The sequence below is a fragment of the Bacillus sp. TL12 genome, assembly GCF_022625245.1.
Classification (GTDB): Bacteria; Bacillota; Bacilli; order Bacillales; family Bacillaceae_G; genus Bacillus_A.
Map to the genome: position 1 here is coordinate 51,378 of NZ_JAJJBY010000026.1, position 14,285 is coordinate 65,662.

General features: G+C 36.3%; 18 protein-coding genes. 5 read left to right on the top strand and 13 right to left on the bottom strand.

Annotated elements, in window-relative coordinates; all coding sequences use genetic code 11:
• Nucleotides 1-26: 26 nt before the first annotated feature.
• Nucleotides 27-572: a hypothetical protein gene (locus LOK41_RS20245; RefSeq protein ID WP_241818034.1), complete on the bottom strand. Its 546-nt coding sequence runs from the start codon at nucleotides 570-572 to the stop codon at nucleotides 27-29.
• A 108-nt stretch (nucleotides 573-680) separates the two neighbouring features.
• Nucleotides 681-1,100 (bottom strand): MarR family winged helix-turn-helix transcriptional regulator, encoded by a 420-nt coding sequence (locus LOK41_RS20250; RefSeq protein ID WP_001003304.1) that lies wholly within the window; start codon nucleotides 1,098-1,100, stop codon nucleotides 681-683.
• A gap of 160 nt (nucleotides 1,101-1,260) precedes the next feature.
• Here LOK41_RS20250 and LOK41_RS20255 point away from each other — a divergent pair, with 160 nt between their 5' ends.
• Both LOK41_RS20255 and LOK41_RS20260 read left to right on the top strand, forming a co-directional pair.
• Nucleotides 1,261-1,923 carry an SIMPL domain-containing protein gene (locus LOK41_RS20255; protein ID WP_174099149.1) on the top strand — a complete coding sequence of 221 codons (663 nt, stop codon included), beginning with the start codon at nucleotides 1,261-1,263 and terminating at the stop codon, nucleotides 1,921-1,923.
• A 136-nt stretch (nucleotides 1,924-2,059) separates the two neighbouring features.
• Nucleotides 2,060-3,349, top strand: a complete 1,290-nt coding sequence (locus tag LOK41_RS20260; protein ID WP_241818035.1) for an NCS2 family permease — start codon at nucleotides 2,060-2,062, stop codon at nucleotides 3,347-3,349.
• Nucleotides 3,350-3,389: 40 nt separating this feature from the next.
• Here LOK41_RS20260 and corA read toward each other — a convergent pair whose 3' ends face one another.
• The 10 genes from corA to spoIIM form a co-directional block, all read right to left on the bottom strand.
• Nucleotides 3,390-4,340: a magnesium/cobalt transporter CorA gene (corA, locus tag LOK41_RS20265; protein ID WP_174099147.1), complete on the bottom strand. Its 951-nt coding sequence runs from the start codon at nucleotides 4,338-4,340 to the stop codon at nucleotides 3,390-3,392.
• A gap of 72 nt (nucleotides 4,341-4,412) precedes the next feature.
• The gene (locus LOK41_RS20270) at nucleotides 4,413-5,717 is read right to left on the bottom strand and encodes a pyrimidine-nucleoside phosphorylase (protein ID WP_241818036.1); all 1,305 of its coding nucleotides are present in this window, start codon (nucleotides 5,715-5,717) and stop codon (nucleotides 4,413-4,415) included.
• A 7-nt stretch (nucleotides 5,718-5,724) separates the two neighbouring features.
• Nucleotides 5,725-6,546 (bottom strand): purine-nucleoside phosphorylase, encoded by an 822-nt coding sequence (locus LOK41_RS20275; protein ID WP_241818037.1) that lies wholly within the window; start codon nucleotides 6,544-6,546, stop codon nucleotides 5,725-5,727.
• A 12-nt stretch (nucleotides 6,547-6,558) separates the two neighbouring features.
• Entirely contained in the window at nucleotides 6,559-7,743 is a 1,185-nt protein-coding gene (gene deoB, locus LOK41_RS20280) for a phosphopentomutase (protein WP_241818038.1), read from the bottom strand.
• A 365-nt stretch (nucleotides 7,744-8,108) separates the two neighbouring features.
• Complete coding sequence (locus LOK41_RS20285; protein ID WP_241818039.1) at nucleotides 8,109-8,849, bottom strand: FixH family protein; 741 nt, start codon at nucleotides 8,847-8,849, stop codon at nucleotides 8,109-8,111.
• A gap of 47 nt (nucleotides 8,850-8,896) precedes the next feature.
• On the bottom strand, nucleotides 8,897-9,130 hold the full coding sequence (locus LOK41_RS20290; RefSeq protein ID WP_241818040.1) for a hypothetical protein: 234 nt from the start codon (nucleotides 9,128-9,130) through the stop codon (nucleotides 8,897-8,899).
• Between the two features lie 211 nt (nucleotides 9,131-9,341).
• Nucleotides 9,342-10,232 (bottom strand): site-specific tyrosine recombinase XerD, encoded by an 891-nt coding sequence (gene xerD / locus LOK41_RS20295; protein ID WP_241818041.1) that lies wholly within the window; start codon nucleotides 10,230-10,232, stop codon nucleotides 9,342-9,344.
• 6 nt (nucleotides 10,233-10,238) lie between these two features.
• Nucleotides 10,239-10,469 (bottom strand): YqzK family protein, encoded by a 231-nt coding sequence (locus LOK41_RS20300; RefSeq protein ID WP_174099141.1) that lies wholly within the window; start codon nucleotides 10,467-10,469, stop codon nucleotides 10,239-10,241.
• 104 nt (nucleotides 10,470-10,573) lie between these two features.
• A complete protein-coding gene (fur, locus tag LOK41_RS20305; protein ID WP_174099140.1) occupies nucleotides 10,574-11,029 on the bottom strand; it encodes a ferric iron uptake transcriptional regulator in 456 nt (151 codons plus the stop codon).
• Nucleotides 11,030-11,216: 187 nt separating this feature from the next.
• Complete coding sequence (spoIIM, locus tag LOK41_RS20310) at nucleotides 11,217-11,864, bottom strand: stage II sporulation protein M (RefSeq protein WP_241818042.1); 648 nt, start codon at nucleotides 11,862-11,864, stop codon at nucleotides 11,217-11,219.
• A 125-nt stretch (nucleotides 11,865-11,989) separates the two neighbouring features.
• Between spoIIM and LOK41_RS20315 the strand changes: the two genes are divergently transcribed.
• Nucleotides 11,990-12,541 carry a GNAT family N-acetyltransferase gene (locus LOK41_RS20315; RefSeq protein WP_241818043.1) on the top strand — a complete coding sequence of 184 codons (552 nt, stop codon included), beginning with the start codon at nucleotides 11,990-11,992 and terminating at the stop codon, nucleotides 12,539-12,541.
• 22 nt (nucleotides 12,542-12,563) lie between these two features.
• Here LOK41_RS20315 and LOK41_RS20320 read toward each other — a convergent pair whose 3' ends face one another.
• Complete coding sequence (locus tag LOK41_RS20320; RefSeq protein WP_241818044.1) at nucleotides 12,564-13,103, bottom strand: NUDIX hydrolase; 540 nt, start codon at nucleotides 13,101-13,103, stop codon at nucleotides 12,564-12,566.
• A gap of 74 nt (nucleotides 13,104-13,177) precedes the next feature.
• Here LOK41_RS20320 and mciZ point away from each other — a divergent pair, with 74 nt between their 5' ends.
• Both mciZ and LOK41_RS20330 read left to right on the top strand, forming a co-directional pair.
• Nucleotides 13,178-13,306, top strand: a complete 129-nt coding sequence (mciZ, locus tag LOK41_RS20325) for a Z-ring formation inhibitor MciZ (RefSeq protein ID WP_174099136.1) — start codon at nucleotides 13,178-13,180, stop codon at nucleotides 13,304-13,306.
• A gap of 53 nt (nucleotides 13,307-13,359) precedes the next feature.
• Entirely contained in the window at nucleotides 13,360-14,274 is a 915-nt protein-coding gene (locus LOK41_RS20330; RefSeq protein WP_241818045.1) for an aldo/keto reductase, read from the top strand.
• Nucleotides 14,275-14,285 lie beyond the last annotated feature (11 nt).

The window sequence follows — 14,285 nt, forward strand, 5'->3', positions numbered from 1 at the left end:
GCAATGCCTTATTACTATATAAAAGATTATTTCACGCTCTCTCTTCTTTTTCCATACTCCTTCTCTTCTTTCATCCCAAATCCATCACCATTCTCTATCATTTGATCTGTAGGAGCTACAATACTTTCAGCAATCCTCCAATCACCTTGTTCTTGTACAAATACTTGAAGAAAGTAATTCATTCCATTCAATTGATATGGAGTTTCTTTTTTCACTTCATAACGAACAGCAACGTAATAAACTTGAACATTTTTATTTTCAAACTTAGAGACATATTGAGATAATCTCGGGATGTAATGTGAAGCCTTTTCAAGGGAAAGCTGTTTCACTTTTACGAGAGAAGAATTCTTGACATTACGCATTGTATCCTGCTCACGAATGTTATTACTATGTTGAAAAAGAATAGTATTCTGCATAGAACGAATCCATAGTTTTGAATATAGAATAGGCTGATCACTCGTAATATAATGTAGTTCTTTTTGTACAACTTGGATTGGTGTTTTTGCATAACTTAACGTGCTTGAGCATATAAAACTTCCAATAATAATTGCAAGTGAAACGATATATTTCATTATTTTTCCTCCGAATACTTTTTACTTAAAGTATTGGAATTTCAAAATATTTTTATTCAAAAGAAAAAGATAGGAAAGCATGTTGCCTCCTATCCTCATTTATCGTAATTATAGTACACGACCAAATAGTTCTAATACCATCTCAACCTCTTGATCGCTCCACTCTTTAAATTTCTCTTTATAGTATTCTTTACGTACAGCTTCAAGTTTTTGTGTAACTTCTTTTCCATGCTCTGTAATTTCTAAATACACGATACGACGATCTGAATCAGAACGTTTTCTCGTTACAAAACCTTTTCGTACAAGCCGATCTGTTACTGCTGTAATATGGCTGGATGTTACATTTACTTCACTAGCTATTTGCGAAGCCATTTGCGGGCTTTTCAAGAACAATGCACGCAATACAGAAAATTCATTATATGGCATATGCTCTGAAAAACGTGTATTGATATCATTTTGTAATAAACGTATCATCTTTCGAAATGATGTAGATAAATCTAAAATCAGCGCTTCTCTTTTTTCGTTCACTAGCCTCGACCCTTTTTCATCATATTTATACATATTATAATCTATAAATGCCTACGTTGTATATGTTTTCTTTCCTGTTGATTCTCAATTATGTAACTTTTTACATACAATTTTCTCACACTTTTACTCATATACATATAAAAAAGGACGGTGAGCAAAAATGCAGGTTGGCATGAATCCTTATTCACCCGATGTCCGTAATGGAAAGCAAGCAACGATTACTGTACAAGGAGAAGGCGTTATAAAAGCAAAACCAAATGTTGTTATATTAACAATCGGTATTCGAACAGATAATAAAGATGTCAAACAAGCACAAGAGGAAAATGCAATCCAATCTAATCAATTACTTGCTGCACTTAAACAAATTGGTATCGCCGATAAAGATATAGAAACCATCTCCTATACAATTACTCCTCAATATGAATACGTAAATGAAAAAGCATTATTACAAGGTTACCGAGTAGAGCATTTGTATGAAATTACCGTTTTAAATGTACAGAAAGCTGGGGAAGTATATGATATAGCCGTTACAAATGGAGCAAATGTCGCAAGAGGACTACGCTTCCGTATTTCCCATCCAAACGCGTATTATCAACAAGCACTCTTACAAGCAGTTCAGCATGCTCAAGAGAAGGCTCGCATCATTGCGAATTCATATAATTTAAATATTAATCCTGTTCCTCTGTCACTCGTCGAAGAATCGGCACAATTGCCGCGCGAATTTACGACTCATGCTACTTTACAAGCACAAGCTGCTCCTCCAATTCAATCTGGGGAACTAGAAATTATCTCTACTGTTCGTGCGATTTTTACTTATTTGTAGCACCAGTTAGCTTTTAAGTAAACGTTCTCATTTTATTTATTGTAAAAAGATTATGTTCTGATATAATAAAGAACGGTGAGCTCTTTACAAAAGGGATATCACGGGTGGGAGAGGGATATAAAAAAGAAGGTTTAACATGAAAGGAATTCTTGAAAGAACATTTAAATTAGACCTACACCACACATCAACAAAACAAGAAATATTAGCTGGAGTAACGTCATTTTTTACAATCGTTTATATTATGATTGTCAACGCGTCTATTTTATCAGATGCCGGCATTCCACTTGAAGCTGGAATTTTGGCAACTGTTTTTAGTTCATTTGTCGGATGTCTAATGATGGCATTTTGGGCAAATGCACCTGCTATTCTTGTACCAGGTATGGGTGTAAATGCATTTTTCACTTACACAGCTGTGCATACGCTTGGATTAAGTTGGCAAGAGGCATTAGCAGCTGTCTTTATCGCCGGTATTATTTTTGCAATTGCCGCGTTTACACCGATTGCTCGCACGCTTTCACTATCGATTCCAAAATCGTTAAAAGAAGCAATAACTGTCGGCATCGGTTTATTCCTAGCTTTCATCGGATTGCAAAAAGGTGGTTTAGTCGTTTCGCATCCGAACACTGCTGTTGCATTAGGAAAATTAAGTAGCCCTGTTGTTCTTGCAACACTACTTACTCTTATTGTTGCACTTGTCTTATTTATTCGTAACGTACGTGGAAACTTTTTATGGACGATTGCAATTGGAACTGGTATTGCGTGGCTATTTGGTCTTGTTGATACAAGCCAAGTAGGGAATAGCTCATTTTCATTCGCTAACTACGGAGATGTATTCGGAGCTATGTCATTTGGAAAACTTTCTTCCTTACCGTTTTGGATTGCAACATTCTCCTTAAGCATGGTACTTATTTTTGAGAACATGGGGCTATTGCACGGATTATTAGAAGACGATCGTAAATTCCCACGTGCTTATCAAGCAAATGCAATTTCAGCAATGACATGTGGTCTATTTGGCACAAGCCCTACCGTTTCCACAGTAGAAAGTGCTGCCGGTATTGCCGCGGGAGGAAAAACAGGTCTGACGTCTATCGTTACAGGGATGTTATTCTTCGCATCACTGTTTGCTCTTCCGTTTGTCAAGTTAATTCCTGATAGTGCCATTGCACCGATCTTAATTATTATTGGTGGTCTAATGATTACAAACATTCTACAAATCCCTCTTAATGACTTTTCAGAAGGATTTCCAGCGTTTTTAATCATCGTTATGATTCCACTCACATATAGCATCGCTGATGGTATTGCGTTCGGATTTATTGCTTATCCTATTTTAAAGGTTGCTCTTGGAAAGCATAAAGAAGTCGCACCGTCCATGTATATTATTACATGCCTATTCTTAGCAATGTTTGTCTTACATGCTATTGGCTAATAAAACAATCGCTAGGGAAACTAAACTCCCTAGCGGTTGTTTACTTAAACCATCCTTTTTTATAAAACCAAACCATCATGCCCCCACCTATAAAGGCCATAAGTGCTAAACAAATAAAATAACCATACTCCCATTTTAATTCTGGCATATTATCGAAATTCATCCCATATACACCAACAATAAATGTTAATGGCATAAAAATAGTCGAGAATACGGTTAATGTTTTCATTATGTTGTTCATATGATGCGAGTTTAACGAAAAGTAGCTATCTCGAATGTCCGCTGTTAACTCTCGACTTGCTTCAATCATTTCCGAAAGTTTTAACAAATGATCATGAATATCTTTAAAATAAATTTCATGATCACTCACACCATAAAAACGAGTTGAGTTTAAAATACGATACAACAAATCACGCATCGGAATAATCGTACGACGAAGCTTCGATAAATCTGCCCGAATATCGAATACTTCTTCTAATACACTTCCTGCTGTATCTCCTGTTAAATTATCATCAATCGCATTTAAATGATCCTCAATATAATAAACAGGTGCAAAATAATCATCAACAATTTGGTCAATGATCGTATGCGCTACATGCAAAGGACTCTTCTTAATCCGTTTCTTCTCACCGAGCGTTTTCCACACTCTTTCAATCGCATTATTATGTGAGAAATGGAAAGAGACGATATAACTTTCACTAACAAATAAGTCAATTTCATGTGGCTCTAATCCATCTTCTCCAAATGCATGGAGAACTAAAAAGTTATATCCATCATAGAAATCCACTTTTGGCCTCTGTACATACTCTACACAATCTTCAATCGCCAGGGGATGGAACTTAAAATGATCTCGTAAAATATATGTATACTCTTCTTTTGTTGGCTTATATAAATCGAGCCAATACCATACAATATCTTCTCTCTTTGTGTCTTCTAATGAAACATCATATAATACTTCATCTTCTTTCGTTACTGCGCAAATTCTAATCATAATTTCACCCGTTATTATTATAAACAAAAACCAACAAAAAAAGCCAAGGAGAAGGCTCCTTAGCTTTTTAGATTATTTCGTTACAATGCCATGCACGAGTTTCGGTGCATCAACATGGTCTTTCGCAATTTTCATGTTCTCATAAATTTTTGCTTTTACATCTTCTACATTTTCACGGTTTGCGTAAATTGAAACAAGTGAGTCACCTTTTTTCACGCTATCGCCCACTTTTTTGCGAAGCATAAGCCCAACTGCTAAATCAATCTCAGATTCCTTTGTTGCACGTCCTGCACCTAAAAGCATCGCCGCTGTACCAATTTCATCTGCAACAATTTCAGATACGTATCCGTCTTCTTTTGCTTCTACTTCAATTTTGTATTGTGCTTGTGGAAGCTTAGAAGGGTCATCAACAACTGAAGCATCTCCGCCTTGCGCTGCTAAGAACGTTTTAAATGCGTCTAACGCTTTTCCATTGTTCATTACTTCAATTAGTTTTTCACGAGCATCTTCTAAAGAAGATGCTTTTCCAGCAAGGTATACCATTTGACTTCCAAGTGTTAAACATAACTCTTCTAAATCTTTCGGCCCTTTACCTTGCAGTGTATCAATTGCTTCTTTCACTTCTAATGCGTTACCGATTGCTTCGCCAAGCGGTTGACTCATATCCGAAATAACTGCCATCGTTTTACGGCCAACGTTATTACCAATGCGTACCATTGCTTCTGCTAAACGTTTTGCATCTTCATCTGTTTTCATAAATGCACCTGCACCTGTTTTTACGTCAAGCACAATTGCATCTGCACCAGCAGCAATTTTTTTACTCATAATAGAGCTTGCAATAAGCGGAATAGAGTTTACTGTCGCTGTTACATCGCGAAGTGCATATAACTTTTTATCAGCAGGTGTTAAGTTTCCACTTTGCCCGATAACTGCAATTTTATTTTCATTTACAAGACGAATAAATTCGTCATTTTCAATTTCTACATGGAATCCTGGAACTGCTTCTAATTTATCAATCGTACCACCTGTATGTCCTAAACCACGGCCAGACATTTTTGCAACTGGTACATCTAAAGCAGCTACTAACGGACCTAACACAAGCGTAGTTGTATCACCAACACCACCTGTTGAATGCTTATCTACTTTTACCCCTTCAATTGCTGATAGGTCAATTGTATCGCCGCTATTCACCATTGCCATCGTTAAATCAGCACGCTCTTGTTCATTCATATCTTGGAAGAAAATCGCCATTGCAAATGAGCTCATTTGATAATCTGGAATATCACCATTTGTATAGCCTTCTACAATAAAGTTCACTTCTTCTGTCGTTAATGCATGTCCATCACGTTTTTTTGCAATTAGGTCCACCATTCTCATTGTGAACTCACCCCTTCATTTGTTTTACGATTGCTTTTACTAATGCTAAGAAGTTAGCTTTCACACGCTCTGTCGTTTCGATTACTTCATCATGATGAAGTGGTTGATCTAAAATACCAGCTGCCATATTTGAAATACAAGAAATACCAAGTACTTTCATACCAGCATGACGTGCTACAATTACTTCCGGTACAGTAGACATCCCAACTGCATCTCCACCAACTGTACGAAGCATACGAATTTCAGCAGGTGTTTCATATACAGGACCTGTCATTCCAACGTATACACCTTCTTGTACTTTAATATTTAAGTCTGCTGCAACTTGTTTCGCCATTTCACGAAGTTCTGTCGTATATGATGTAGACATATCAGGGAAACGTACGCCCATTTCAGCATCATTTGGTCCAATTAATGGATTTGTGCCCATGAAGTTAATATGGTCTGAGATTAACATAAGATCGCCTGGTTCAAATGATGTATTTACACCACCAGCTGCGTTTGTTACAACAACTGTTTCTACACCTAGTTCTTTCATCACACGAACTGGGAATGTTACTTTTTGCATGTCGTATCCTTCGTAGAAATGGAAACGTCCTTGCATTGCTACTACTGTTACACCTTGAAGTGTACCAAATACAAGCTGTCCTGCATGACCTTCTACAGTTGATACAGGAAATTCAGGAATTTCACTATATGGTACTGTCACCGCATTTTCGATTTCATCTGCTAATACACCTAGTCCAGATCCAAGGATAAGTCCTACTTGTGGTGTTTCTTGGAATTTCTCTTTTAAGTATGAAGCTGATTTTGTAATAAGTTCACGATTCATGTGTTTATCCCCCTATTTCTTTAAGTCGTTTAAGAAACTTGTTCCGTATTTTGGCATTGTTACATCGAAGTTTTCTGCTACAGTTGCACCAATATCAGCAAATGTTTGGCGAAGTGCTAATTCTTGTCCGCCTTCTTTCATGCTTGGGCTATAAGCTAGTAATGGTACATATTCACGCGTATGGTCTGTACCATGATGAATTGGATCGTTACCATGATCCGCTGTAATGATTAATAAATCATCTTCTTTTAGTTTTTCAAATACTTCTGGAAGACGTGCATCATATTCTTGCAACGCCTCTCCGTATCCTTGAGGATCACGGCGATGACCAAATAGCGCATCAAAGTCAACAAGATTTAAGAAACTTAAGCCTGTAAAGTCCATATTTAATGTATCAACAAGCTTGTCCATTCCATCCATATTAGATTTTGTACGAAGCGATTCTGTTACTCCTTCTCCATCGTAAATATCAGAAATTTTGCCAATTGCAATTACATCATAGTTGCTATCTTTTAATTCGTTCATTACTGTACGACCAAATGGTTTTAATGCATAGTCATGACGGTTTGGTGTACGTGTGAAGTTTCCTGGTTCTCCAACGAATGGACGAGCAATAACACGGCCCACCATATATTTTTCATCCAGTGTTAACTCACGGGCGATTTTACAAATATTATATAACTCTTCAAGTGGTACAACTTCTTCGTGAGCCGCGATTTGTAATACGCTATCCGCAGAAGTATAAACAATTAAAGAGCCTGTTTCCATTTGTTCTTGACCAAGTTCATCAAGAATCTCAGTTCCAGAAGCAGGTTTATTACCGATGATTTTGCGCCCTGTTTTTGCTTCTAACTCATCAAGTAATTCTTTTGGGAACCCTTCTGGGAACACTTGGAATGGTTTATCAATGTACAGACCCATAATTTCCCAGTGACCTGTCATTGTATCTTTACCCGTAGATTTTTCTTGCATTTTTGTATAATATCCAAGTGGTTTTTCTACTTTAGAAATCCCTTTCATCTCACGAATGTTACCAAGACCTAATTTCATCATATTTGGCATTTGTAATCCGTTCATATGTTCAGCGATATGACCGATTGTATCAGAACCTACATCACCAAATTTGTCAGCGTCTGGTGCTTCTCCGATTCCTACTGAGTCCATTACGACTAGGAATATACGTTTATATTTATTCATAACTGCAACCTCCTATATGTTCAGTTCTACTTCTTGTAGTATGTGCAAAACGTTGTAAAGTGAAACTGCTATCAGTGAGAATTCGCTCATTTTCCCACTGACTAAACCACTTGTTCAAGTCATTCTCCAGCCCTCTTCGCTCTATTTTCAAACGAAGCAAAAAACTTTCCTGTTTTTTCTAAGTCAGATGTCAGACATCTCATGCTGATATCATAACATGTTTACGCTTTCTTTTTAATACATTTTCGTAGAAATTCTTATTTTCTTCACACTTTCTATTGTAATCCATTCTGCACAGAAGTGCTAATGAAATTATGATATATTTCATTACCCTAAAGAAAAAAGCAGCTCTAAAGAGCTACTTTTTATTTTACTTCTACTGTTTCTTCCTTATGTTCGTGAAGCTCACCTTTTCTCACATGCACTTTTACTTTATAAGCACCAGCTTCTTTAAACGTATGTTTACTAACATATTCGCCCTTGTCACCTTCTTTAGCTGGAATATACTCATGTTTTTCAGCGCCATCTTTCCAAATCTCAAGCTGTACTTCAGCACCAGTTAAAGCATCTTCTTTCTGTTTCAAATGAACTTTCATTGTTGATTCAGCATTTGCTTTCACGTCGCCAGCCATAAGATGAATCATTGTGTCACTTTTGTGCTCACCATGACCTGCTTCATGATTACCTTTTTCTTTTTTTACATCCTCAACTTTCGCATTTCCTACAGCTATTTTCTCTTCTGGCATTACATGCATTTCACGCGCATTTGTATGTGCAATAACATGGTATACACCATCTGATGGGAATGTTTTCTCTACTGCATAAACACCTTTTCCTTTATGCTTCCCATTTAACATTTCGTGTTTTTCTTCGCCATCTTTCCAAATTTCAAATTTCACATCATCAGCATCCGTTACTTTTTCCTTCCCTTGTGTAACAAGAGCCTGTACTTCTGTTTTTTCATTTGGTTTAATTTTTTTCGGATTTGTTTGGACAGCCACTTTTACTTCTTCAAGTTTCTCTTTTTTTGTTGTATCTTCTTCCTTTGTATTACATCCAGCTAATGCTAGCATTGTAATAAATAAAGTGATTATAAGTTTTTTCATTATGATTTCCTCCTTTATACTTTATTTAGTATAGAGGATATACCAGTTTATATTCCAGCCTTCTGCTGAAAACAATGTACGAAATGTTTGTGAAGTTTTTGTGAAACACTTACTTTTTCATTTTTCATACACATTCTATTATTACTAGATTTGTGCGCTAGCTTTATAAATATAAAATTAAAAAACATTCCTTTTAGATGAGAGAGAGCATCCAGCCATGCATTAAAGCGGTCAGACCCTCTTCCTGCCCCATGCCAAGTTAAAACAAAAGAAGAAGACAAGTGGAGATCTCCTTTTATTTTCATAGCAGCGATTTATCTGTTGGAAAATAAAAATGGCTCTGTATAGACTAAGTAACAGATAGAAAGCTCTCACCAATTAGGCTTTTACAGGCGTTCTTCCTCACCTCTCTTCCTACCTTCTCTCTGAATCTTAAGATAGAGGTCCTACTCCCCACAAATAGCGGAACAAAATAAAAAAGAGCATAAATTACTATGCTCTCGGGTGGAACTGTTTATATACATCTTTTAATCTAGTCTTTGAAACGTGTGTATAAATTTGCGTTGTAGAAATATCGGCATGTCCAAGCATTTCTTGTACAGCACGCAAATCCGCTCCATTTTCTAATAAATGAGTCGCAAAAGAATGGCGCAGTGTATGCGGCGTAAGCTCTTTTTCTATATTCGCTTCTTTTGCTAGTCGTTTCAAAATCTTCCAAAACCCTTGACGGGACAATCGATTACCGTGATGGTTCAAAAAGAGGGCATCAACTGTTTTTTTTCCTATCAGTTCCCTTCTGCCCTTTTCAATATAGCGTTGAATCGCTTCTGTCGCCAAACTACCTAGTGGGATAATTCGCTCTTTATTCCCTTTTCCTATGCAACGAACAAAACCCATTGTTAAATGAACATCCTCTAAATTTAATGCAATCAATTCAGAAACACGGAGCCCTGTTGCATACAATAGCTCTAACATAGCCTTATCACGAATACCAAATGCACTTGTCGCTTTGGGCGTTTGAAGCAATGCTTCTACTTCATCCACTGACAATACTTTCGGTAATTTCCGCTCGCCCTGAGGCGTTTCAATATGTACAGATGGATCATGTTCTACTACTCTTTCACGAAGTAAAAATTGATGAAACGAACGAATAGAGGCAATGTGACGTGCCAAAGTTTTTGAAGATTTTCCGTTCTCTTTTAAATACTGCAAAAAATTCACAATGTGTATCCTTGTCACTTCATGAAATGTTTTTATTTGCTCAACATTTTGTAAATACTTCACATAACTTTTTAAATCTCGCTCATAGGATACAACTGTATTTTTTGCTAAACCTTTTTCCACAATCATATAATGAATAAAATCTTTTAATTGATCTTCCAATCTACACTACTCCCCATTTTCATAGAAAAAAATTATTCTATTTACAAAAGCATCTTTTTCTGGTTCCTCATTCCCTGATACTTTTTCTACTGTCTCTTCTTTTGGTTTTTCATACCGATGATAACTTTCATATTCTTCATTTATCCATAGTATAGCGAAATAAAACAAAATCGTACAACCTGTAAATAATAAAAATACTTTCATTCCATCAAAAGTTAACTTTAAAGCTCGGCGCATTGTAAACTCCTCCAAGATATATGTTATTACAACATATGCCAAGCTTTCTGCAATTTATACCTAAACTCAAATAAAAAAACCCTTCCTAGCTAAATAGGAAAAGGTTATTTTTCATCCGTTTCATTTTCGTGACAATTTTTACAAAGCCCATGGAAAGTTAAACGATGGTCTTTTACCTTAAAGCTCCAGTCTCGTTCTACTTTTTTCTCCACTTCACCAAGTAAATCCTCTTGAATTTCTTGTACAGCACCGCACTGTGTACAAATTAAATGATGATGGAAACGCTGTGCACCTTCTTGACGTAAGTCATAGCGTGAAACACCGTCTCCGAAGTTAATTTTATCAACAACTTTTAACTCAGATAATAACTCTAAAGTTCGATAGACGGTTGCTAGTCCGATCTCTGGCGACTTTTCTTTTACAAGGAGGTAAACATCTTCTGCGCTTAAATGATCTTCTTCATTTTCTAGCAGCACACGAACCGTTGCTTCACGTTGTGGTGTTAACTTATAGCTCGCTGCATGCAATTGCTTCTTAATTCGTTCAATTCTCTCTTCCATTCGGTACTACTCCCTCCTCGCCACTCTTACACCATTATATCAGAAGAAGGGCTTCTGTCAAAAGAAAAACAATCAAAATAATCGGTACTACTCCCTCCTCGCCACTCTTACACCATTATATCAGAAGAAGGGCTTCTGTCAAAAGAAAAACAATCAAAATAAGTTGATAATTATTCTCATATAGTATTTATTTTTTATTGATAACTTCCACGACTTCTTTCATTAATACCGGTGATGCATAGGCTTCAATGCTAGAAGCAATTGCTAATACCACGCCAATAGCAAGAAAGAAACAAGTGTAGCGAATTAATAACGGTAATAGTGGCTCGGTAATTTTCCGAATAAATTGATGCCTAATCATGCGTAAAGAAAAACTTGCAGCAATTGTTGTCATAACAAGAAACGCAGGAATAATAATTAAATTTTGTGGCAACACAGATACAAATGCCAACATCAATCCATTCCATCCGTGCTGACTAACTAAAAAACCTACTGTAAATCCAACAACCACTCCTTTTAAAAATAATAAAATAAAAATAAGTGGCAATCCAATAATTGAAATTCCTAACAGCCAAATAAATCCAATATATTTTAATTGTGAAAAGAAGCTTTCTCGAAACATGTCGCTCGCAATTGCAAATTCTCCTTTGGAAACTTGTCCAAAAAATCGATTCAAATAAAAAGATAAATCTTGTTTTTGACTCACCTCTAGACTATTTACAAGAATAGCTCCAAACACTACACCCATCAATAATAAAACAGAATTAAATATATATAGCGAAGAATTCTCCTGTATATGAGAAATTACACGATCTTGCCAAGTTTTTCGTAACATTTTTTCTTCCCTCCGTTCACACTCTTATTAAAATGTATGAAAGAAAGAAAAAAGTATGATTAATTAAGATTGAAATTTCGCTCCACTTTGCTAAACTTAAAAGTAGAGAATAGGAGGGATTTTGCTTGAAACCATTATTATTAGATTTTCCAACATTATTTCAAACTGAGCGCCTGCAAGTACGCAAACCATTTCCAGGTGATGGAACAGAGGTATATGAAGCAGTTCAAGCTTCTTTAGAAGACTTACAGCCATGGATGTCAATTACATCCGAGACAGAAGAAACTGCCGAAGAAACCGTTCGAAAAGCTCACGGGCAATTTTTACTTCGTGAAACATTGGCTTTTCATTTATATGATAAAATATCTGGTACATTTATTGGAGCTCTTACCCTTCATCCAGAAGACTGGGATATTCCAAAGTTTTCAATTCGTTTTTGGTTACATAGCGCTTATACAAAACAAGGTTATATGACAGAAGCAGTGAAAGGTGCTGTCCAGTTTGCTTTTGATAAGCTTGGTGCAAGACGACTTGAAATTCGCTGCGATGCTACAAATGTAAATGCATGTGCTTTAGCAGAACGACTGGAATTTATTTTAGAAGGTACATTAGAAAACGATTTTCTTGCTCCAGATGGCAGCTTACGTGACACACGCGTGTATGCAAAAATTAATTAAAACACTCGCCTTAGGCGAGTGTTTATTTTTGTAATTGCAAGTATTGTACAGCGAACATCGTCTTTGCATCATGGATACGCTGATTTTTCATAAGTTCAACAGCTTCTTCTAATGAAACTTCCATCAATTCCACAAATTCATCTTCATCTAAAGCTGCTTTATTTTCTTTTTTCTTTAATCCTGTTGCTTTGTATACATATAAAATCTCATCAGCAAAACCTGGTGATGTATAAAAAGATGTGATGAATTCCATTTTGTCACATACATATCCTGTTTCTTCTTCTAGTTCACGAATCGCTGTTACCTCTGGCTTTTCTCCAGGCTCTAATTTCCCCGCAGGAATTTCGACAATCTCTTTTTCAAGTGCTTTACGGTACTGCTCAACAAGCACGATTTTCTCTTCCTCTGTAACAGCGATGATAGCAACAGCCCCAGGATGATTTACAATTTCACGTTTACTCACTTCTCCATTTGGCAATACTACATCATCAACACGAACTTTAATAACTTTTCCATCAAAAATTGGTTCAGTTGCAACTGTTCTCTCTGCAAGATTACTCACAATATTTCATCTCCCTATTCTATTTCCTAATTGTTCTTCATACATTTTACCACACTGAAAGGAGCGTGATAAAAATGAAAGTGTATATTTTACCAAACAGTATCACATTGGTCGGAAAGGCTTGGCAAATTCGTAATAAACTAAAGCAATATGGAAAAGAGTACGCAACTGTGCAAGACTGGATTACTGCAAGCAAAAAGTAAACGTTTGTCAACCTTCTTTCGCTTTCGTACAATATAACTAAGGAGGTTGACCGATGAAAAAACGACAATTAGGAAACTCAGATTTGTATATTACTGAAATGGGACTTGGCTGTATGTCTCTTGGCACAGAAGAAAACCAAGCCATTCGCATCATCCATGAAGCGATTGATTTAGGAATTAACTTTTTTGATACAGCAGATTTATACAATTATGGATTAAATGAAGAATTTGTTGGAAAAGCGCTTAAGGGAAAAAGGGATCAAATTGTTCTGACAACGAAAGTTGGAAACCGCTGGACCGATGAAAAAAACGGCTGGTCTTGGGACCCTTCTAAAGCTTATATAAAGGCAGAAGTAAAGGAAAGTTTACGCCGCCTCCAAACAGATTATATTGATTTATATCAACTTCACGGTGGGACAATAGAAGATCCTATTGATGAAACAATCGAAGCGTTTGAAGAATTAAAAGAAGAAGGTATCATTCGACAGTACGGAATTTCTTCTATTCGTCCAAATGTCATTCTTGAATATGCAAAACGTTCCAACATTGTTAGCGTATTAATGGAGTACAGTCTATTAAATCGCCGGCCCGAAGAATGGTTTTCATTCTTACATGACAATCAAATTAGCGTAATTGCTCGCGGACCACTCGCGAAAGGTTTGTTAACGGACAATAATGAAAGAAAAGTAGAAAAAGTGAAAGAAAAAGATTATCTTTCTTATTCTTATAATGAATTAACAAAAACTTTAGCTGCTGTAACAGAAATTATAAACACTCATTCATTAACCGAAACAGCGATTCAATATTGTTTACATGACCCAGCTGTTGCCGCTGTTATTCCAGGTGCTAGTTCTATTCAGCAATTACGAGAGAATGTTCAAGCTACAATTCAATCTCCACTAACACCTGAAGAATATAAACAAATTCAAGCAGTGGTTAAATCTGATACATACACATTACACCGCTAAAAAAACGCTAC